The 20896-nt window shown below is 68.1% G+C and carries 16 protein-coding genes; 11 read left to right on the top strand and 5 right to left on the bottom strand.

Translation table 11 applies throughout. From position 1 onward, the window contains the following. The first annotated feature begins 129 nt into the window (after positions 1-129). Positions 130-531 (top strand): Mom family adenine methylcarbamoylation protein, encoded by a 402-nt coding sequence (locus Vqi01_RS23235; protein WP_204036957.1) that lies wholly within the window; start codon positions 130-132, stop codon positions 529-531. A gap of 57 nt (positions 532-588) precedes the next feature. On the opposite strand, the gene Vqi01_RS23240 is transcribed toward Vqi01_RS23235, so the two are convergent. Then, a complete protein-coding gene (locus Vqi01_RS23240) occupies positions 589-5790 on the bottom strand; it encodes an NACHT domain-containing protein (RefSeq protein WP_204036958.1) in 5202 nt (1733 codons plus the stop codon). 249 nt (positions 5791-6039) lie between these two features. Here Vqi01_RS23240 and Vqi01_RS23245 point away from each other — a divergent pair, with 249 nt between their 5' ends. From Vqi01_RS23245 to Vqi01_RS23260, 4 genes are all read left to right on the top strand, one after another. Next, entirely contained in the window at positions 6040-6525 is a 486-nt protein-coding gene (locus Vqi01_RS23245) for a hypothetical protein (RefSeq protein WP_239098604.1), read from the top strand. Positions 6526-6869: 344 nt separating this feature from the next. Continuing rightward, complete coding sequence (locus tag Vqi01_RS23250; protein WP_204036959.1) at positions 6870-8630, top strand: DUF2637 domain-containing protein; 1761 nt, start codon at positions 6870-6872, stop codon at positions 8628-8630. Positions 8631-8979: 349 nt separating this feature from the next. Continuing rightward, the gene (locus tag Vqi01_RS23255) at positions 8980-9528 is read left to right on the top strand and encodes a hypothetical protein (protein WP_239098605.1); all 549 of its coding nucleotides are present in this window, start codon (positions 8980-8982) and stop codon (positions 9526-9528) included. A 174-nt stretch (positions 9529-9702) separates the two neighbouring features. Continuing rightward, positions 9703-9933 carry a helix-turn-helix domain-containing protein gene (locus Vqi01_RS23260; RefSeq protein ID WP_204036960.1) on the top strand — a complete coding sequence of 77 codons (231 nt, stop codon included), beginning with the start codon at positions 9703-9705 and terminating at the stop codon, positions 9931-9933. A gap of 191 nt (positions 9934-10124) precedes the next feature. Here Vqi01_RS23260 and Vqi01_RS23265 read toward each other — a convergent pair whose 3' ends face one another. Further along, on the bottom strand, positions 10125-10376 hold the full coding sequence (locus tag Vqi01_RS23265) for a hypothetical protein (RefSeq protein ID WP_204036961.1): 252 nt from the start codon (positions 10374-10376) through the stop codon (positions 10125-10127). A 1053-nt stretch (positions 10377-11429) separates the two neighbouring features. Between Vqi01_RS23265 and Vqi01_RS23270 the strand changes: the two genes are divergently transcribed. The 6 genes from Vqi01_RS23270 (at position 11430) to Vqi01_RS23295 (ending at position 16724) form a co-directional block, all read left to right on the top strand. Then, positions 11430-12290, top strand: coding sequence for a restriction endonuclease (locus tag Vqi01_RS23270; protein ID WP_204036962.1), 861 nt, complete (start codon positions 11430-11432; stop codon positions 12288-12290). A gap of 247 nt (positions 12291-12537) precedes the next feature. Continuing rightward, positions 12538-13518, top strand: a complete 981-nt coding sequence (locus Vqi01_RS23275) for a hypothetical protein (RefSeq protein WP_204036963.1) — start codon at positions 12538-12540, stop codon at positions 13516-13518. Next, positions 13515-13973 carry a DUF4913 domain-containing protein gene (locus tag Vqi01_RS23280; protein ID WP_204036964.1) on the top strand — a complete coding sequence of 153 codons (459 nt, stop codon included), beginning with the start codon at positions 13515-13517 and terminating at the stop codon, positions 13971-13973. Before Vqi01_RS23275 ends, Vqi01_RS23280 begins: the two co-directional genes overlap by 4 nt. Then, a complete protein-coding gene (locus Vqi01_RS23285) occupies positions 13973-14641 on the top strand; it encodes an adenine nucleotide alpha hydrolase family protein (protein ID WP_239098606.1) in 669 nt (222 codons plus the stop codon). Before Vqi01_RS23280 ends, Vqi01_RS23285 begins: the two co-directional genes overlap by 1 nt. Before the next feature lie 275 nt (positions 14642-14916). Continuing rightward, positions 14917-15309 carry a hypothetical protein gene (locus Vqi01_RS23290; RefSeq protein ID WP_204036965.1) on the top strand — a complete coding sequence of 131 codons (393 nt, stop codon included), beginning with the start codon at positions 14917-14919 and terminating at the stop codon, positions 15307-15309. Beyond that, positions 15306-16724 carry a hypothetical protein gene (locus tag Vqi01_RS23295; protein ID WP_204036966.1) on the top strand — a complete coding sequence of 473 codons (1419 nt, stop codon included), beginning with the start codon at positions 15306-15308 and terminating at the stop codon, positions 16722-16724. The genes Vqi01_RS23290 and Vqi01_RS23295 overlap by 4 nt, the downstream gene beginning before the upstream one ends. 101 nt (positions 16725-16825) lie before the next feature. Here the strand turns inward: Vqi01_RS23295 and Vqi01_RS23300 are convergent, their stop codons facing one another. The 3 genes from Vqi01_RS23300 to Vqi01_RS23310 all read right to left on the bottom strand — a co-directional run. Continuing rightward, on the bottom strand, positions 16826-18898 hold the full coding sequence (locus tag Vqi01_RS23300) for a toprim domain-containing protein (protein WP_204036967.1): 2073 nt from the start codon (positions 18896-18898) through the stop codon (positions 16826-16828). Further along, positions 18888-19094 carry a hypothetical protein gene (locus Vqi01_RS23305; protein ID WP_204036968.1) on the bottom strand — a complete coding sequence of 69 codons (207 nt, stop codon included), beginning with the start codon at positions 19092-19094 and terminating at the stop codon, positions 18888-18890. Before Vqi01_RS23305 ends, Vqi01_RS23300 begins: the two co-directional genes overlap by 11 nt. After that, the coding region (locus Vqi01_RS23310; protein WP_204036969.1) for a type IV secretory system conjugative DNA transfer family protein at positions 19091-20896 on the bottom strand (1806 nt) is incomplete at its 5' end. The genes Vqi01_RS23310 and Vqi01_RS23305, both read right to left, overlap by 4 nt.

Here is a 20896-nt window from a genome sequence, read left to right on the forward strand (position 1 = left end):
TCCGGCCGCCGCCGTCCGCCAGCGGCCGGAGGAACCGGCGACCAGCGACGTGCCAATGGCGCCCAGGTCGACCTGCCCAGGGCGGCGACCCGCCGCTCACGCCCCTCGAACAGATCCACGGGACACACCATGCTTGAACAACTTTCCCTGTTCGACCCTGCCTTTTGCCAGCGGTGGCGGGGCGGGAGCCACACCTGGCGGCCGGTGCACGAGGGCGGCTTCGACCAGCGCCGCTACCGGCTGGAACCGGTACCGGAGGCTGCGGCCCGCCGGTTCGTCGCCGAGCACCACTCCAGCAGGAGTTTTCCCGCTGCCCGGATGTCCTTCGGGCTGCTCGAAGGCGACCATCTGGTCGGGGCGGTCGTGCTCGGCGTGCCGATGCACCCCGCCGTGCTGACCAAGCCGTTCCCCACCCTCGGCCTCGGCCTGGCTGCCGAGGTCAGCCGCCTCGTCCTGCTCGATGAGGTGCCGTCCAACGCGGAAACTGAGAAATCGGATGTGATGGCACTTCAGCAACCGACGCCTTTCTAGAAGTGAATTAACCAGGCCAGAAGATGATCGCAGAGTCGGGGTGGCCGACATGACACCTTAACTGTGCGTTAGATCGAGAACGGCGAGGCGTAGAGGACCTTCGTGTTCAGTAAAGGGATTACGTACAACAGTGTCAGGCGAGATGGAGGACAGCCTTTGCATTACATTGGCGGCCTTGAGCTCAGGCAGCCCGCCAGCTTGGCGCAAGATCAAAGCGAATAGATAAACATGCTGTGCCGGCAGAATGTCCGGCCAGCGTTCGGAAATCGGATCCGTTGCGGTGGCGAAAAGCGGACTCTCCTCGGCGATTCCCGTCGGATCGTCCAAGGCGTCCCTGAAGGCGTCGACTGCGGTTGCATCCCGTCGTAGTCGCCTCACCAAGGGGTTGAGCAAGAGGGGAAATAGATGGGCCATTCCAATCTGGCGGAAGCGTTCGTGGACGCGGATAAAGATCGCAGGCAAATCCTGTGACGGCGCGAGCGCCAGCGCGAGCGCCAGCGTGTCGCCCCAATCCCGTCGCGGTTGGCGCTGGGAGTGGTCGTCGCGAAACCATGCCTCAAGCTTTCGGAAGGCGGTGACGGATACGTCATCTTCCGGAAAGAGTTCCGCGTAGGCTGCGAGTTTCGCAGGTTCGTAGCGCTGGACGCCGGAGTGGTTGGTAGCTGCGTCGTCGGTGAGCACAGCTTTGAGCCTGTCGTCGGAGGCGGTCCAACTCTCTCTGTCCAGTACCGCTTCGAGGACCTGGTTTGCCCAACTTTGGGTGGTGCCGCCGAGCTTGCCTGCAAGCGCGCGGAGGACGGTTTCGTCACCCCGATTCTCCTGCTTGGCCCATAGAAGGAAGTTCGGGTCCTGGCGTAGTTTCGGGTCGGTGTCGGCCTCCTCTCGCAGCATGTCGGCGATGGCCGGAAATCGGATGGCTGTCGTTGCCAGCGCCGACATGACCTCGTGTCGGTGTTCGGCGATGGTGGTGGTGCGATCGCCCGAGTCGCGGTCGAAGCGTAGGTAGATGTTGTCGCCGAAGTGCCCGCGCAAGCGCTGCCAGTTCTCGGCGACGAGGTCGACAAGAATCTGGTCGACGCCACCGTCCGGGAGCCTGGTGAGCTTAACGCTGACCGGCCGGGGCTCGCCGATTCTTTCGGTGATGCCATCGCTGAGCGTCACGTCGCCAACCATCAGCATGCCGGCCCATGCCAGTTGCCGCAGCTCGTCGAGGTCTGGGCCATAGGCGCAGAGATTGTCGCTGATCTTCTGGCGCAGCCACTGCATCTGGTCGCTGAGAACGTCGGTTCCGGCGGTCTGGTCGAGAGTCTGCTGGTGGCCCTTGATTGCTTGCACCAGACCGATGAAGGCCGTGCGGCGAACCTCAGAGTCGGGTTCTCTCTCCCATTGGGACAGCACATCAACGAGATCCCGGATGGCGAGCGAGCTGCGCGCGAGCTCGAATGCGAGTACTTCACGTAGTTCCGGTTCAAGGTATCGGAGCTGGCCCAACACCTGATCGCAGAAGTGCTGTGCCCGTGCGTCGTCGCGTGCCCAGAGAGCGCGGAGAATGATGGCCGGAATGGGGTCCGGGATACCTGATCCATCCGGTCGGATGTCGGTGACGAGTTGCTCGACGAAGTCCTGTACGGCAGGTTGGGTGGGCCAGGCGTTGACGACAGCGGCCACATGCCAAGTAAAGGAGTGCGGATCGACCGCCGTGCACAGGGCCGCCAATTCGGCCGGGTCGTAGCCGGCGATTATCGACCGTGCCGAACCACCATCAGGCTGGTCAGCGGCGGCCACGAGACGGGTCCATGCCTCAGCGACAGCCTGCGCAACGACGACACGTTCTTGGGCGCGCCGAGCCTCAGCGGGCTGGCGGAGCAGCGAAACGAGGAGGGCGAATCCCTCTTCGGGGCCGAGCACATCGACGGCCACGCCGGCCAAGGGCGCTGCCTGTTCGTATGCGCCGCGCAGCCTGCCGGTCAGGGCCGTGAGAACTCGCTCATCGTCGCCGTACCTGTCAGCCAGGACGCGGGCCGCGCCGTATGGGCGAAAGCCGTCCAGGCCACGAAGAAGCAACGTTGTGGCCTGGTCGTGCGGCAGTGCGGTGGCAAGGTCAGCGCTTCCGAAGGACCCGAGTTTCGTTATGTCGTCTTCGATGTATGGGCGTAGAGCTTGGGCGAAGATCGGGTCATCGCGCCACTGCTCGGGGATCATGTGCACGTTGTAGAGGATCAGCCCGTGCGGTCGGGTGAGCTGCTCGGCGACCCAGTTTTTGAATCGGTCGTCCGCGGCGAACACCGTGCATGCCAGACTCCACGCGAGATAGCGGTCGCCGCCGGTAGTTTGCCTGTTGGTTTTGAGAGTCTCCAGCGCGAAGTCTGCAACCTCCGTTTTCCCGGCGGCGCAAGTGCCCACCATGTCCGCCACTGGCCAGGGACCCGTGCCGGATCTCTCATATTGCAAAAGCGACAGTAGCCAGGTGCGCTCTTCCGGTCGGAACGTGGAGCTGTCTCGTTCCTCGGCTGCCTTGTGTATCAGGTGCAGAGCGACCAGTCTCAGCGCGATGGATGGTTGGCGGCGGGCCCAGTCGATCAGTCGCTCGGTGTCTGGCGCGTCCGGCCATCCCTCGCCGAGCGCCCAGATGGCGGCGGCCTGGGTAGCGGAGCTGGGTCCGGTCTCGGTGAGTGCTACCAGCGTAGGAATGAGATGTGGTTGCCCGCCAAGGCGGCGGGCGAGAGCGATTGCCGCGTTGATCTTCACTCCGTCGCCGGGATGCCGCAAGCCCCAGATGAGGTACCTGGCGGCGGCGTCGTTGTCGGCGATGGATGCGTCTCGCAGTGCCCACATGATGGGGGACGGCTCGGAGTGAGACGCGGTGAGCCATCTCCTCATGATCGGCAGAAGGTGGCTGCTGGCGGTGGGGCTCGCGAGCGTTCCGACGAGTGCGGTGATCAGGTTGGCGCGATGCCGTGCGTACGGGTGGGTCTCAATCCGTTCGACGAGGTCGTTGATGTACTTCGTCTGGACGCGGGGCGTGAGTTTGATGCCAGCGGCAAGCGCATCGGCCAGCAGCTCGTAACCGTCGATGTCTTCCCAGAGTTGCTCGCCGATGTTGAGGGCTGCGGTGAGCAGGGGTTCGGTTGCGTGAGGGCTGACTTGGGCGCTTAGCAGCGCGAGCAGCACGTCGCGCCAGGCCGGGTCGTGGACGAACCGCTGGATTGTGTCGAGCTGCGCGTCCGGCGGCAGCATCGCGAGGTGCTGGCCGGCTAGGTGGTCGAGCACGACTCGGTGCAGAAAGCCATATGACCCGGCGCCGTGCGAGACGATCAGCCCGAACTCGTCCTCGGCCATCGCAAGGACCGTGTCGGCCATCCGCCGGGCCTCGGCCTGCTGGTAACCGAGGACTTCATCGTCGACCATCGACTCAACGATGATCCTGCGCATCTCCTGCTTGGTCGCGATACCGGCCGCATCTTTGAGACGTAGGCGGTGGGCAACTGCGGCGAACAGCGTGCTCGCGTCGATAGCCGGTAGCGGTCCACCCTGTGCGAGAGAGGCTCGCTGCCGCATCTGCGGATGCTTCTCGATCAATAGCTCGACGAGCCGGGCATAGATCTTGAATCGCTGTCGGGGCAGCGGTTCACCTTGCCATGTCGTCGCGAGCAGTGTGAGGAACAGCGGCGACCGGGACAGTTGAGCGAGTACAGTGGATGCTTCGAGCTGATCGAGGAACGTCTCAACGCCTGCCCCCCACTGCAGCCGCGGTTCTCTCTCGGCCCCCGCTGCCGTACTCGACTGCAAGATGCCGGCGGCGATACTGCGGCGCTGCGCGTCGGTCAGAGGCGTGATCCGCGCGTGCGTCCAGCGGCGCCGCCAGTTGAGCCGATCGACTGCGTACGGGCGGGTCGAAAGGACAGCGGCAGTATTCGTGTGGCCCAGGAACGCCTCCAGAATTCCAAGAGCACGTTCGGCTGAGCCGACGTCATTCCACTCATCGATGCCGTCGACGAAGAGCACCAGCCGGTCGTCCCGCAGTGCTCGTTGAACCAGTGGCCAGAGATCGCTGGCGCTTTGCGACCGTAACCAGGCTTCGACGGCGGAGACCAGCGAGTTCTCCGTCGAGGCGTCCAGGTGCCGGCACAGGAACCCGAAGGGCAACCACACCGGCAGGTCGCCGCCGTGCTCACGGTGCAACGCGACCGACTGCGGCCGCTCAGCGAGCAGATCCGCCGCCGCGAACCGCAGCAGGCTGGACTTTCCCACGCCAGGGCCGCCGATAACGAGCCGATACTTGCCACCAGCCAGCCAGGCGTCGGCCGGTACGGAGCCCTGCTCGCTCGGCAGGTCTGCCGTGGCGGGGGCGCGGATGAGTTTCTGAGCTGAGCGGAACGACTGGCGGCGGGCACCCAGCCGCGAGGCGACGTAGGTGAAGCCCTCCTCCGGATGCTCCGACGGCGTCGAGTTCTTTGGGGACGGTTGCTCGACGTCGAGGACGCTGCTCTGCTGGGGCTGCGGATCAACGTTCACGATCACGAACTGCGACTCGGACGCAGGGTCCTCACCTTGCTGGACGCCACCCTGAGCGGAGAAGACCGCCTGGTAGAGGTGCCGCAAACGCGTGCGCAGTTCCCTGCTTTCCAGGGCGGGTAGATTGTTGACCAGGGCCTGGGCTGCCTGCGGGCCACAGAACGCCTCGACCCAGTTCCTGCCGAAGAAGTCGTCGACAATGCGCGGATGGTTCTTCAACAGGGCGGAAACCTCTTGCACGCCCCAGGGAACAAAGGTCACCCCGAGCGCGGCCAACCGGTCGCCTTGCGTCCGGAGTGCCTCGTCGAGCCTGGTCTCCTGCAAGTCGTATGAGGTCGCGTAGTAGAACGTCCGGGTCTTGCCCGCCCACTCGCCCTCAAGGAAGTCGTCCACCGCTTTCTTGATCTTGGTGGCGGTCAAGGACTGCACCCGACGTGACTGCAGCGTGATGTAGTCACGGCCAGTGGCGTCAGCCGCCGTCAAATGGAGTGGCAATCGCGCGTACGCGTCGATGCCGGCTTGGGCCTGGCCGGGTGTGCCGAACAGCTTGGCGTACGTCACCGGCCGGATCGTCTGCAACAGCCGCAGGAAGAGCTTTTCGGCGTCGGGCCAGTTCAGCTGGCTGACAGGCAGCACCTGAATGTTGGTCTCGACCGGCGGCACGGGAAGCGGCCCAGACGGCGCGGCCCACAGAAAGGCTTCGGCCTGACCCTGTTCCTCGGACCCCGTTGCGACCCCCACCATCCTACCTTCCCTGCCGCACCTCGGCCGTTGGCCGGCCATCGACTGAAGCGCCCACTCTATGCAACCGTGAGGTCCTGACCTGAGCGGCCGGCGTAGAACATCGCCCCGGCGCTCCCGCCCCCGGCTCCGCACCCCGACCAGCTCACGCTTTTCGATAATCCGGGCGGCAGCACCGACGCAATGCGGTATCATTACAAGCCACGTCGGGTGGTGCTGCCCGTGCCCGACGCCAAGTTTTCGGGAGACCTCATGACAACGCTCGTGACGAGCCACCTTGCCGGGGCCAGCCGCCGCGCTGGCCGCCTCGGGGGTTGGCCTGGTGACCCGCTTGCTGTCGCCGTCCTCGGTGTGTGGCTGCATTTGCCGACCGGAGCCGCCGGCCTGATCGGCATCCGTCCCCACCACGACAACGGCCCGGTCCCGGCCCGCGGGTTCAGGTTGCTGGAGGCGACCACGCCGGTACCGCTACCGGCCGGGCATCCCTTCGCCCGGCGGACGACGGCCGAAGTGGAAGCCGTGTTGCACGCGGCGGGCTGGCGCGTCATCAGCCGCGCCGACGCCGCCACCCGGCTTCGCGCCGCCGGGTATCGGCTCGGCACCCGCCGGGCCGCCGGTCACCTGCTCTACGCCGACGACGCCGACGACACCACCTGGAGGGAGCATTGCTCCGGCTACTGCGTCAAGGCGTTCGCCGTGCCGACTCGCCCCTCGCCCGGCCAGCCGCCGGAGGGCTGAGCGGTGCCGAGCAGAGTGTGCGGTCAGGGCGACCCGCCGGCCCCGGCCGGGACAGGAAATCCGAGCACCGTACACCAGGCGCGTTACCCGTAGCGCTGCCGATAACCCGTAGCTCTCACGATGAGCCGGATGATCACCCACCGTTGGTGCCCCATCCGGCCCGTAAACGAAGGCGGTCCCGGCCGGTGGAGGCAAGCCACCGGCCGGGACCTTGATCGGACAACGGAGGTCCGACTAATGGCAGACCTTACGGCCCCGATACCGCCGTTCCCTCGGCCCCCGATTCGCCACCTGCCGCCAGGGTTGGTGCCGGCGCGCGGGGTGCTGGAAGGCCCGGTGGCGCGATGAGTACCGACCTGACTGACCTGGCCAGGGCCGACCGGCGGGTCGCCCGTGAGCTGGCGACCGCTGAGCGGGAGCGGCTGGCCAGCGCGCAGCGGATCGCCGACGAGGACGCGGCGGTGCAGCGACGCCTTCGCGAGCAGGAAGGGCGCCTGCGCCTGGACGACCAGCGCGATCGGCAGAAAGCTGACCGCGCCGAGCGTCGTCGGAAGGAACGCGAGAACAAGCGCGAGGCGAGGCGGAAGCGGCGGCAGACCCGCCGGCAGGACACGGCGGCCTGGTACGCGCGTCGCGTCGAGTACGTACGGGCCAACGCCGCCTCGGTCTACTCCGGCGTGATCTACGGCCTCGCCGTAGCGGGCGCCGTGTATGGACAGGTCGACGCTGCCAGGATCAACGGTCTGCCCACGCCGATCGGCGTCGTGGCGGCGGTCGCCATCGAGGGCACGGGACTGGCGATGGCCCTGACCGCACAGCAGCAGCGCCTCGCCGGGGAGCGGGCGCTCACAGCGCGGGCGCTGATCTGGATCTGCACGGCGGCGGCGGTCGCGATCAACGCCATCGGCCACCACACCGACCCGGTCAAGGCAGTCGGGCTGTCGTTCCTCTCGGCGCTCGGCATCATCGTCTACGAGGTCCGCAGCGGAGCCAAGCACAGGCCGACGCTGCGCGACCGAGGCATGCTGCCGCCACCGCCGGAGCGGTTCGGATGGCGGCGGTGGCTGGTAGCCCCCCACTCGACCCTCACCGCTTGGCGGCTGGACGTGCTCGACCGGCTGAGCCCCGGCGCGGCTGCCCTGGTCGCTCGTGCCGAAGCCGCCCGCCGTGAACGCCGCCGGCTCGCCGCTGTCGCGCGCGACCGGGAACGGCGAGAGGCGCTCGCGGCAGACGTGCGGAAGCAGGCGCGAGCCGCAGCCCGCAACGCTGCCCGTGCCGGGGAAACCGGCAAGGCCCTGACGCTGCTGCTGCACCTCGCCCAGACCGGCACCTCGGTACCGTCACTGGCGCTACCCGGGCCGGCGCGCAAGGAGATGGAAGCGGCGCAGGAGGCTGCCCGCCTGGCCCGAGCGGCGCTGGCGGAAGCGGAAGCGCGGCTGGCCGCAGAAGCGGCGCGGCGCGCTCAGGCGGAAGCGGAAACCCGGGCGGCTCGGCAGGCAGCGGAAGCGGAAGCAGCGCGGCGAGCGGAAGTAGCCGAGGAGGCGCAACGAGCGACGCGGCGGGCGGAGCACGAAGCCGTCCTGCGGGTGGCGGCCGAGGAAGCAGCAGCGACTGCGCGGGCGGAAGCGGAGCAGGCGGCCCGAGGCCGGGGGCAGGCGGAAGCGGAAGCTCAGCAGTGGCGCCGGCGCGGCGAACTCGCGGAAACGGAGGTCGCCAACTTCCGGCTCAAGGGCAGGGAGCAGGCGCGGGTCCAGAGGGACCTGGAGGTGCGGGCGGCAACCGCCGAGCGTGCCCTCGCTGACGAACAGCAGCGCCGCGAGGCCGCGGAGGAGCAGCTTCGCGGGCTCATGGAGCGGATGTCGCCACGCCGCCGCCGGACGACATCGAACACGCCAGTGGGCGAGCCACTGATGTTCGACGGGCGGCCGATACCGCAGGTCGACCGGATCAGCCCGGGCACCGTCCTGGCGGTGCTCGAAGCGCATCGGGATCACCCGGACGCGAAGCAGCAGGAGTTGGCGACCTTGGTGGGCGTCACCGACCGGACGGTTCGGAGCGTGCTTTCTGCGGCATCGCGGAAGGAACTCGCCGCCGCCGGCACCTAATCTGCAAGTCCCCGCAATTCGGCAACGCCTCCCGGTGTCAGTCCGGGAGGCGTTGCCCGTACTTACACCGAGCGCGGATCCCATCTCCTGTCCGCGCAGCCCCGTTGGACCCATTGGATCAGCCGCCCGCCAGGCCAGGGCCGGGCGACTGCGGATGCTTATTGCACCTGCCCACGTTCGCAGAGGACGGTTCATGATGCGTACTGACGTGGTGCCTCCGGAAGCAGCGGAAGCAACCGGTGACGTTGCTGCCGGTACAGTGGCCCTTACCCGCGACCGGAGCCGCCCGGCTACGGCGAGCGGAAGCGGAAACGGCTGCCTGGCGGGCGACGCCGGGGCGCATCGGGACGTGAACGCAGGGGGTTGCGTGGAGCTACGGGTGGTCAACGACCGCCTCTGCACGAACCGTCGCGGGGCCGCGGAGTACCTCAACCGGAGCTTGGAGACCATCAACCGGGTCGCCTCACCGAAGCATCGTCCTACCACCGGCTGGCGCGAGCCGGTCGACGTGCTGGACGGCCAGGAGTGGTACGCGCTTGAGGATCTCGACGTGTTCAACGCCTCCTACTTCCAAGTGAAGCGGACCGCTCGCATGGCGAGGGTGCACCAGGTCACCCTGGAGGGCGACCCGGACGAGCTGATCAACGCCAAGGAATTCCGCACCCTGATCCGAGTCACCCACGGAGCCTGGTCCAAGTACGTGGAGAAGAGCGTCCCGGCCTGGGAGCAGGACCGGGACGGCTACCTGATCAAGCCAGATCTGGAAGAGCCCGGCCGTCGCGGGATCATCCGCTCCTGGAAACGTCACCGTGTCGAAAGCTGGATCAACAACCGCCCTGGATCGGCGTCGAGCACCGGTCGGCCGAAACAGAACGCGCATCCGGACGCCGGAGAATGAGCCGGAGCTACCCGTAACACCGCGGCTGGCTGGGGTGCCGGGCCTCCTGGCCGGCTGCGCTACGCCTAGCGCAGGACATCACAGGGGTAGCCCCGGCACCACCCCGTCATCGGCACCGTCGCTGTTGCCGCAGGCCCACAGGTCAGCATGAGACAGCAGCGGGAGGACCTACCGATGACGACCAGTACCGCGACCACACCGCAGCCCCAGGTCTGGACGGAGCAGGCGGTGCGCGCCCTCGGCATGACCACCGACATCGAGACCGCCGGGGAGATCCTCGGCATCGGCCGCACGGAGGCGTACGAGCTCGCCAAGACCAACGAGTTTCCGGTGAAGATCCTCCGCATCGGACGCCGCTACCTCGTCAGCGTCCCGGCTCTGCTCAAGCTCCTCGACGTTGACTAGCCACGCCCCGATCATTCGACATAACGCGCGACGGCACCTCGTGGGCGCCGCGATCCGCGGTGCATACGCCGCGCACGACGTCACCGACTCGGCACTCTTTGAAGAGGCGCAGCGCCGGCAGTCCATGAGGACCAACCGGGCGCTGGGTTGTTTCGGTCACGTTCTTGGTCTCAGTTGCTGGCCGCGAGGCCCTAGCCAGACTGCCCTTCGTCGGTGGCAGCCGCGAGACCCGCGAGCGCCGCTGCTCGGACATCGCGCCACTCCCGATGGCGTCGTGCGGCGACCTCGGGCGCAGCCAGCTGCACGAGGACGTGGTTGCCGAAGGTGCCCCGGCCCCGGATGGCAGCCGCCAGCTCCTTCTGCTTTTCTGCGATCTGATTCCTCAGGTCGAGGAGCGCGATATCGAGGGCGAATAAGTCGAGGGCTTCGCTGTCGAAGTACAAAATCCCGCCGGCTGGGTAGAAGACTCGCAGTCCAACCGCATGTGTCTGGCCATTCGACGCTGGTGGCGATATCAGGGCGGTTCCGTCTGAGATATACCAGTCGGATATGCATGTTACCCCGCCAACCAAATGCTCGTCGAGCCTCTCGTCGTAATGCTCGAAGGCGTTGCGTACTGCGGTAACTGAGAAGAGAGGGGAGGATGCCTCGATCCCAAGCAGGGTCCGGAGCCCTTCACCCCGCTCCTTGGCGTACTGGCTTGGTCTGTCCGTTCGTAAGCCCCTGATACTTCCCCTTAGTGGTGGGCTGCAGGGTGCGCGCCACCACGATGCATGCGAAGAGCGCCGACTGCAGCGCTGACCAGACTCCCGGGTCCCGTACGTCTTCGGTGGCTAAGCCCCGGGTGACGGCAAGCGTGATTCCATCGCTACCCATGCGAGCCTGGCGGTCAAGTTCGTCCAGGTAAAGACTCTTTCTCGCAGCTTTCTTTGATTCCTCTGTTGGGAAGTCAACGGTTGCTAGAGGCATCCTGCGTCCTTGGCTCATTTCGTGATGATTGCCGCCTCTGCCGGGTCGCGCAAGACGAATACTTACTTCTGCCATAGCAGCCCGCCGACTTGCTCGGCGATGTCCCGGCGTACCTGGGCGGTGAGGTGTTGGTATCAGGCCGCCATCGCCGAATTGAACCCATGATGCCCATTACGGCCCGCTCCGCTAGGCGAGGATCAGCAGCACCGTGGCGGCGGTCTGTCGAGCGTCGTGTAGCCGACCGTTTCGCAGTCCGGCGAGCCGCAGCAGCCGCTTCCACTCGTCGTAGTCGTTACGCGAGTTGACCGGGCCGCCAGCGAACAGCCAGTCGACACCCTCGCATAGCTGGGCGGCGGCTGCATGCTTCTAGTCCTGCTCGTCGCGGTGCTCGCGGAGCACGCCGTCGGGTAGCCCGATGCTGCGCCGACCGGCGTGAGACTTGGTACGGCTGGTCTCGGCGTGGACGCGGCCGCTGGACCCAAACGTGGCGTGATCGGAAAGCTCCGCAAGCATGGATACTCGACGGCGTGGCTGCTGACGCGCTTGACACGGAGTATGAGAATGGTGTGGCCGACGTACTGGCCTACCTGGCCGGTGACGCCGCCGTGGTGGAGCGAAACATCCGGATGCCAGGCAAGAGGAGCGGCAAGCAACGCCAGATTGACGTCAGGGTCACCGGGGCCCTGTTCGCGTCCGGCAACGCCACGATGGTCGTGGACTGCAAGCGATACACGAAGCCGCTCGACGTCAACCACGTCGGAACGTTTGTCGGTCTGGTGGAGGACGTCGGCGCTGACATGGGCCTGCTTGTCAGCACTGTGGGTATCAGTCCGGCCGCCAAGCAGTACGCAGATAACGTCCGCGGCATCCGGCTGGACATCCTTCCCATCGAGCACCTCGCGGCATGGTCGCCCCGGGGAACCGTCAGCTTCGACTATGCCGTTCCGGAGGAGCTCTTTCCAGAGTCGGTGCGAGCCGTCAGGCGGGCCGGATTTCGGGTTCGGCCGATCAAAGTGGATGAGTGGCGTGGCGATGTCGGGATCGGTCTCAGCGCCTTTCGCCACTTCGGTGTTTTGAGCCCGTCTGGCGAGCAGCAGCAGCAAGCGCGGAAGCAGCTGGAAGCGGTCCTGCGACGTGTGGGCGTGTCGGAGCCGGTGGAACTGGGGAGCGGGGTCGTCGCCGGCGGCGGCACCCCGGGCCACCGCTGGCTGGAAGTCAGCCTGGCGGGCGTCCCGATCGGTCTCAAGGTTTTAGTCTCTTCTGAGGGGGAGATCGCGACCGAGCTGGACTGCGTGGCGACAAGCTTCTTGGAGGGAGTACCGCGCGAGCAGTTGGACGTTATCCGCCCTGCTATTTGGCCGATCCCGACGATGTTTCCGCGTTGGTAGCCGAGTGAGAGGATCGTGGCCAGAGCCGTAGCTCAAGATCCGGACGAGGCGCTGGCGGTGCAGGCTGGTCCAATCGTGGTCTCGTTCGCGTTAATTTGCTGGTGCCCGCTGGGTTCGTCCGAGGGCGTCATGGGGCAGACGCAAGGAGTGCACAATAGGCGTAGGCGGTCAGCCGGAGCACTGGCCGTTTGCCCGTAGCCGCTGCCGGTAGCGCCGGCGGAAACCCACGCCGCGCAGCGTCGCCGACATGGAACCCGAGCATCACGATCCCTGGAGCGAGGGCAACCAGCGCGCGATGGAACGGCTCATGGCCCTCGGCGTACTCGTCGAGGCCGGGTCGCGGCTGGCCGCCGAGAACGCCCGGGCCAAAGCCAACCGAGCCGAACAGGAACTACGCGACCAGACACGCCGGGAGCAGGACGAGCAGAAGGCGAACCGGAAAGCCGAGCGGCTCGCCGCAGCGGACGCCTCTCGGCGCAAGCGGGAATGGGCCCGTCTCGCCGGGGACGAGGGCCGGCTACGCGGCTACCTTGCGGACCTGCCCGTCGTGGAGGTGGCGCGGCACTGGGGACAGGCGGCCCAGAACGCCGACCGCAATCCCACCGACGCCACCGTGCTGACGGCCGCCGAAGAGGAACTGCGCCGCCGCGCCCCGAGCCTGATCGACTTCTACCATCGGGGCCGCGACGCCGGCCTTTCACGCCAGGACGCGATGGCGGACGCGGCCCGCTACGTCTGGTCTGGATCGGGCCCTGCCCGGCCACATGGCGGCCGGGCCCCCACCGCCGGCGCGCTCACCCAAGTTGGTGAAGAACTCGACCAGGAAATCACCCGACTCGCCGGCACGCTGGACCCGGTTGGCCGGGCACGACTGCTGCGCAACCTCGAAGACAGCGGCTGGTCCGCGCAGTCACTCGCCCACATCGAGACCCTCCTCGACCGGGCCGAGGCCGAGCAGCGCACCGCGGCCACCACCGCAGCCACCCCTGACGACCCCGCCACCGCGGTCAACGAACATCAGACGGCTCGCGCCGCCGCCGCAGCGGCAACCGGCCGCGCCGGTGACCTCGCCGCCGATGCCAGCGCTCACGACGCGACCGCGCCAGCGGCGGCACGGCTGGCGGCCGAGTCCTTCGCCCTGCCCGCGCAGCGGGCACTCACCGCTCACCCGAGTGCCATGCCAGCCCGTACCCCGACCGCGCATCCCGCCCCGAGGAGGACCCGGTGACCAGCCGCCGTGACGAGGATCTGGCCGGAATGGTCGCCGCCTTGCAGACCCAGGTCGCGGAACTCACTCAGCGGCTCGATGACCAGGCGCCCGGTGCCACCGAGGCACCGGCCGCCTTGAGGTTCCCAACCGTCGAAGCCTGGGTCACCGGCTTGTTCCTCCCGATGTTCGCGTGGCGTGTCGACGGGCAACGGTGGCATTGGTGCCCGCAGTGGTGGCGCCACGCAGAGGCCATCTGGCGCCTCGAACTGCTCTGGCGCTCCTGGGAAGTCAGCCGTCTCGCCCCGACCAACATGTCCGGCTGGTCGGTCGAGGTCGACCGGCACATCCACGAACTGCTCGGGGACGACGGACCTTTCAAACAGTGCCGGGCCGCCGACGAAGACCGCGCCGCCCGTCACACCGAGCTGCCGTCGGCGACCGCCGACTCCGCCCCCGACGGGTGGTGGGACTGATGACCGCCCCGATCCGAGCGGTCGCGTTCGGCGGCGGCGTCCAGTCGACGGCGCTGCTGGTCCTCGCTGCCACCGGAAAGATCAACTTTCCCACATTCCTCTTCGCCAACACCGGTCGCGACTCTGAGGACCCAGCAACTCTGGAGTACCTCCAGCGGTGCGCCAAGCCGTACGCGGCGGCGCACGGCATCGAGCTTCACGAGCTGCACCGCACACGCCGCGACGGCACCGTCGAGATTCTGTGGGGCCGACTCACCCGCGAGGGATCTCGTAGCCTGCCCATCCCGGTTCGCATGTCGAACGGCGCACCTGGCACCAGATCGTGTACCGCGGATTTCAAGATCAAGGTCATCGAGAAGTGGTTGAAGCAGCACGGCGCGAGCCGTGACAGGCCGGCGACGGTGGGCATCGGCATCAGCCTGGACGAGATCGAGCGGGTCAACAGACGCCAGGCGATGCCGTACGAGATCCGGTGTATCCCCTGCTTGACCACGATCCTCCACGACGCCGCCACGACTGCGCGGGCATTATTGCCAGGGCGAAACTCCCGGTTCCGCCCAAGTCCGCGTGCTGCTTCTGTCCTCTCAAGACGCCCCGAGGCTGGGGCGAGATGCGGCGCGATCGGCCGAGCCTTTTCCACTCGGCCTGCGATCTGGAAACTCTCCTGAACGCGCGGCGGAGCACGCTCGGCAGAGATCCGGTCTGGCTGTCGCGGTACAACCGCCCTCTCGCCGAAGCGATCCCCGAAGCGCAGCAAACCCTGCCAGGGCTCGACCTTGAACCTGGCGGTGGCCTCTGCGACAACAGCTCTTGCTTCACCTGACCAGCGCCGACAACTGCTCCGTGCGAGCACCCGAGGTCGGGCGCGACATGCCTCGTCGGTTATCCACAGGGCTTCGCTGCCGTTGTGGACAGAGTTCTGGGCCGTGGAAAGGATCCGGGAATGGACTACATCAGCGCGCTGCAGCAGGCCATCACTCATCTGGAGGAACGGGGAGTCGTCGACGAGACGGAGGCGCAAGCCGGCCTGCGGCTGGCCTGTCTGGCTTTCGACTCTCCGGCTGTGCCCTCCCAGCAGTGGGCACTGCTCGGGTTCGAGTTGCTCACCGCGCTCGCCGAGCTGTACCCCGAACCGGCACCGATCGCCGTCACCGTCCCCACGGCGCGGTCCTCGATCACGTCCACCGCGACGCAACGGACGCTCATCCGCCTCGTCTCGGTGCTGGGGGAGGGCTACGACCAGGCGAGTAGGCAGCCGGAGTTGTCGGTCCAGCGTCGCTTCGCCTACGCCGCGACAGCCGAGCGATTGAACGCCGCGGTGCGAGGTCTGGTGTGACGTACGGAAACTGGCTGTCGCGGGCGCACGACGAGCTCAGCCGCGCGCAAGCACGCCTACCGTCCGATCCGGCGGTCACTCTCGACGACGTTGGCGCGACCGTCGTGGCCCGGCAGCGGGTCTATGCCCGGCTGGCCAAACTCGTGGAGCTGGTCGTCGGCGGCCAACCGGCTCGTGCCGACATCGACCGCGAAACCGTCGACGTCGCCTTGCGAATGCAGGCGGGGGATCACACGACACGGCTCTACCTGGGACTCACCGCTGCGGCTCGCAGCGACCGGCGGCCCGTTCTCCCCACGGTGCCGATCTGCCGGGTCGGCCGCCATCTGGAGTCGGCGGCGGAGGCGATCGCGGTGGCCGGGGAGATCCTGGCCGGTCACGCGCCGCCGGCCCGGGAGCCGCTGACACCGGAAGGCGCGGCGATTCGTGCCGGTGCCGGGCAAAAAGCCGGCTTGGCCGACATCGCCGTACTGACCACCGACATGCTGGCCATCGACGCCGGGCTACCTGAGTGGCTGTCCGGCAGCCATCGACTCGCGTACGGCGCTTTCGAGACGGTGGCGGACGAGGCCCGCTGGACCAGCAACGGCCACCTGACCCAGGTCGTGCACCAGCTGATCTCGGACGCCGGCGACGCTCCATCACTGCTGCACCTGCTGGAACCGCCGCCACCGGTCCCGGCAGGTCGCCGGGCGATCAGCGATGGCGCGTCGGCGCTGCGCTCGCTGGTCGCGACGCGAGACTGGATGCACCGCAACCCCGGCGAGGTACGCGTCATGCACCTGGCCAAGGCAACCCAAGCGGCACTCGCGGTCAGCGCACTCGCCTCACCCGGCGCTGTTGGAGCGGACTGGCGATCATGGAGCGCAGCGGCCCACGCAGCCGGTCAGCTACACGGCACGCCTCCACACGGCCCGGCAGCAGCGCAGACAGCCCGTGAGCTTGATCTGGTGACAAGATGGGTCCGCCCTGGGCCACCGCGACCAGGCCATGTCACCAGCCGTGGGTCCCGACTCGAAGCGATCCACAAGCTAGCCGCGGTGCTCCCGTCACTGTCGGAGGTTCTGCGTGTGGCAACCCAGACGGCCGCTCGAAACCGCCACTTCTTCGTTCTCGGCCGCCGGCAACTCGAACGCGTACCCAGGTCGCTCGTATACCACGCTGTCGCACGATGGTGCGTCGCGCAGCCAGACGACGAGCACGTCTACCGGTTGAGGTCAGCGCTCGCCGCTGCGGGCTCCTCCGCACTCGCTTCGACGCCGTCGCACCTACCCCGCGCCGCACCACGCCTGGCCAAGCTCGCCTTTGCGGCGCCGGTCGACGCCGAGCCGAGCCAGCAGGCGAAAGGCGCGATAGACCGGGCTGCACGGGAGGTCCTGCCACGTCCGAGTCGCCACGATCATTCGCGCCGGTAAGTCAACGGCTACGACGCCGGAAGCAAGGCTTCAATCGGTTCCCTGGTCTTTCCCGGGGGACCGATTGCGTTTTCCAATCGGACGCACAGGGCCGCAGTCGGTCAGCGTCGCCGGCCGGCGGCCGGCTGACCGAACCCTCGAACCGACTCGGCCTGCGGCGTCGTGACCGCCGCAGGACCGGTTCCTGCGTCCATGAAGGAGGTCTTGGCCAGGGCCGCCGGGGATCCTGACGCTGTCACCGTCGCGTGGGCGTTGGTTCTGGTCGTGGTGACCAGAGCCGGTGGTGCGGATCGGGCGTGGATGAGTAGGACCGTCGCATCTCGCGCGTTGTGCTGCCCGACCCCGCGGGCGAGCCGGTCGGCGCTGGCTTGGGCATCGCTCATGCCCGCCAGCTCTGCCGCGAGCTGGCGCTCGGGAATCGCGCGGTGCACGCCGTTGTTGCACAGCAGCAGCGGCCCTTCGTCAAGAGGGCACACGCTGATGTCGCCGGCGCGGATGCTGGAGGTGAGCAGCACGTCCGCGATACCGGGCGATGGGTGCTCTCCCTGATCGCGGCGTTGCCGGGCGGCGGTGTGATCGGCGGTGACCTGGGCAAGTTGGCCGGCGCGGATGGTGTAGGCGCGGCAGTCGCCGGCCCAGGCAAGCTCCCACCGTACGCCGTGACGGTGTGTCGGGGATGGGTACGCAGAGACGACGAGCAGGGAGGCGTCGCCCGCCTGGCTGGGGTGAACCCCGCTGTAGAAGGCATTGATCGCTGCCCGCGCGGCGTGCAGCCCGGCCGCTGGCGTGGAGCGCAGGCTGACCGTCGCCGCGATGTCGGCCGCCATCTGCGCGGCGGTCGCGGCCTGCGCGTGGCGGCCGATGCCGTCGGCAAGTGCCCAGACGGTGATTCCGCTGCTCGGGTCGTGGCGTGTGATCGCAGCAGTGGTGCCGGCGCGGCGACTTCCCGTGTTGTGAGCTGTGGCTGAGACGGTGATGTCCGTCTCGGCTACGCCATGAGAAGGGCTGGAGGGCGTCGGGACCTCGGCTGGTGGGCCTGCCGCCGGTTCATCAGCGGAGGGTGGGGCGGCCGTGTCCGGAGGAGGGTCGGTTCCGCCAGGGGTATCGGTGCGGGCACTCCATGCCTCGATGACCCCACGCGCGACGTCGGTCGAGGCCAGGCCGAGCCGCTCGGCGGCGGCTTCGGCCATGTCACGGGTGGCGTGCGGCGCGTCGACGAACAACTCGGCGATAGCCCGGTAGGCGGTGATCCGATCTTCGACGAATCGGACCGGATCGGTGATCCGCTTGGTGGCGAACAACCGGTCGAGCGTGTTAGTCATCTGGACCTGAGCGAGAGGCTGGACGGCACCGATGATTTCGCTGATCGCCCAGGCTGGATCCATGGCGCCGAGCATGTCGGCAGGGTCCTGTCCCTCCGGCAGGCGTACTCCGGAGACCTGGCCGGGCCATCGAGAGGCGACCGGGTACACCTGGTCGGCGGCTCGACGTCCGGCGTCGTCGCCGTCGAAGGCCAGGATCAGGTGGGCACCTGGCAGGGTTTGTTGGATCAGGTCGAGCTGATCTCGGGTGACGTTGGTACCACACGGTGCGACCGCGTACAGCGGCTGCGTCTCGGGGATCGCAGCGTGCGCGGCGGCCAAGCGGTGCATCGCGAGGACGTCGGCGGCGCCCTCGACGACGAACACGATCGGGTCGCCGATACCGGCGGGCCGGTTCGCGAGCTGCTGGCCGAGACCGTACAGCAGCAGGCGTTTGCGGTAGATGGCTGTCTCCGGCGTGTTCAGCCACTTGGCCTCGGCACGTCCGCCCAGATCACGGGCGGTGAATCCGACGACGCGGTTGTGCACGTCGGTGACGGGGAACATGAGCCGGTCGCGGAAGCGGTCCAGCAGGTGTCCGCTCCTGTTATGGACGAAACCGAGACCGGCACCGGTCACCTCTTCGTCAGTGAACCCTGCTGCCCGCAGGTGGGTGGCCAGTTCGGTCCACCGTCCCGCGGCGTAGCCGACCTGCCAGGGGCCGGTGGGGTCCGCTGCGTTGCTGATGCCGTGGTTGTGCAGGTAGCGGGCTGCCTTGCGTGAGGCGGGCAGCCGGCTGGCGTAGAACTGGGCGGCGGCGGCGTTGACCGCGTAGAGGCGTTCCGGCGGTGGGGCGGGCCGCTCACCGGGCATCGTCGGCCTCCGTGGGTGTGGCCGGCGCGACGGTGCTGTCCGTGTCCGCCCCCAGCGCTGCGAGGGTGTGCACATGCACGAGGTGAGACAGCGCCCGCAGCTCACCGGCGAGTTCGTCGATCTGCCGTTGCAGGTCGGTGAGCATCGCCTCGACCCAGCGCAGGTCGGCCGACAGCCGTGAGGAGTGTCCGCTCATGACAGGTCTCCACGGTCGGTGGATGTCGTTGTGCCCGAATTCGACGGACCGGGGTGGTCGGCGGCCAGGTCCGCGCGGGCGGTGCGGGTGATGGCCTCGCTATTGGCGGTGGTGCCGGCGCCGATGATGTCGGCGTGGTCGCCGCGATACCACGGCATCAGGTCGATCATGGCGGCTCGGGCGCCGGTCGCGAGCAGGATCGCCCGCCCCCGCTTGAGGGCACGGAGGTCGCCCGGTTCGAGGATCCGGCGCCGTTGAGCGCTGGTGGAGTAGCTGGTGTGACCGTTGCCGTCACGGTTGATCGAGGTCGTCGCGACGTCGTGGTCGCCGATCAGGCGGGAGATGTCCTCGGCGTGGCGGGCGTCGTCGAGCCCGGCGCCGATGAGCTTGACGGTGGCGGCGGACCAGAGGGCCGTCATGCCGCGCTCGCCCCACACGCCCTGGCCTTGGGCGATGTTCTGGATGATGGTGATCGGGATGACCCCTCTACCGCCGAGATGGCTGTAGAGCTGCGGCAAGTCATTGATCTTGCAGATGTTGGCTGCCTCGTCCAATACCGCCAGGACAGGCGGGTCGATGCGGCCACCGGCGGCCTCAGCGTGGACGACAGCGGTGCGGAACACGGCGTCGGTGAGCGCGGCGACCAGGGGAGCGGCGGCGCCCGCGCCCTCCTTGCTCAGGAGGTAGAGGGTGTCGCGGGAGTCGGGGAACGTGGTCACGTCGAGCCGGTCCAGGGCGCTGGTCGGCGGTGTTACCCAGGCCATGATTTCCGGATCGGACAGACACCGGGCGGCCGTACGCGCGGTTTCGTAGACGCCGTCTCTGGTTTCCGGGGCCCCTCCTTGACGGCCGGCGAGCGACCGGGCGGCCTGGGGGTACCCGGCGGCGCGCAGCAGCGTGACCGGTTCGCGGCTGGTCACGTCGGACAGCCAGGCTTGCACGTCGGTGAGCGTGCCGCCGGAGTTCGCGGCGGCGAGGAAGAGGCACATGAGCAGGTCCCCGGCGGCCAGCGGCCAGAACGGGTCGGAGGAACCGACGCCGCGGATCTCCTGGATGAAGTGGTCGGCGAGCCGTGCGGCGTCCTCGACACCGTTGATGGTGGCCAGGGGGTTCCACCAGAGGGTTTGAGGTTGCCGGGTGACCCGCTGTGGGTCGAACGTCCAGACCCGGCCGACCCGCTCGCGGGCTCGGGCGGTGGCGGCCCAAAGGTCGGAGCGGTTGCTGGTGGCGAGCACCGGTCCCGGTGCGTCCAGGATCGGGGGTACGGCGAGGCTGGTCGTCTTGCCGGCCCGGGGCGCCATCACGGCGAGGAGCACGTCTTCCCAACTGGACCGCAGGACCGGCCCGCAGCGGCCCCCGGTGACGAGTCGTCCAAGCGCGATGCCGATCGCGGTGGCGGGCACCTGCTTGGGTGCACGTCCGGCGAGGCTCGGCCGTAGCCGCTGTGCCCGCGCAAGCGCGGTCGCGCCGATGAGTTCGTCGACGTCGCGGGTGCGGGCGAGGGACGGCAGTGGGTCTCCGGCCTGCGGGCGGCGGGCCTGCCACCACGCCCACGCCCAGAAGCCGGGCACGACCGTCGTGGTGAGCAGTAGCGCGTAGATCAGCGCTACCAGTAGCGGTGGCACGCCGGGCCACAAATGCTGCCAGTCCTGGTCAAGCAGGCGCTCCGTGAACTCCCAGCCGAAGGACGGGCCGGTGTCCCAGGGGCGGCCGGCGGCCACGGCGGCGAGGCGGCCGGCGATCCACGCCAGCCAGGTCAAGGCCGCGGTGGCGGCGCAGGCTCCCAGGATCAGCCACGGTGC

This window comes from Micromonospora qiuiae (assembly GCF_016863555.1).
GTDB lineage: Bacteria > Actinomycetota > Actinomycetes > Mycobacteriales > Micromonosporaceae > Micromonospora > Micromonospora qiuiae.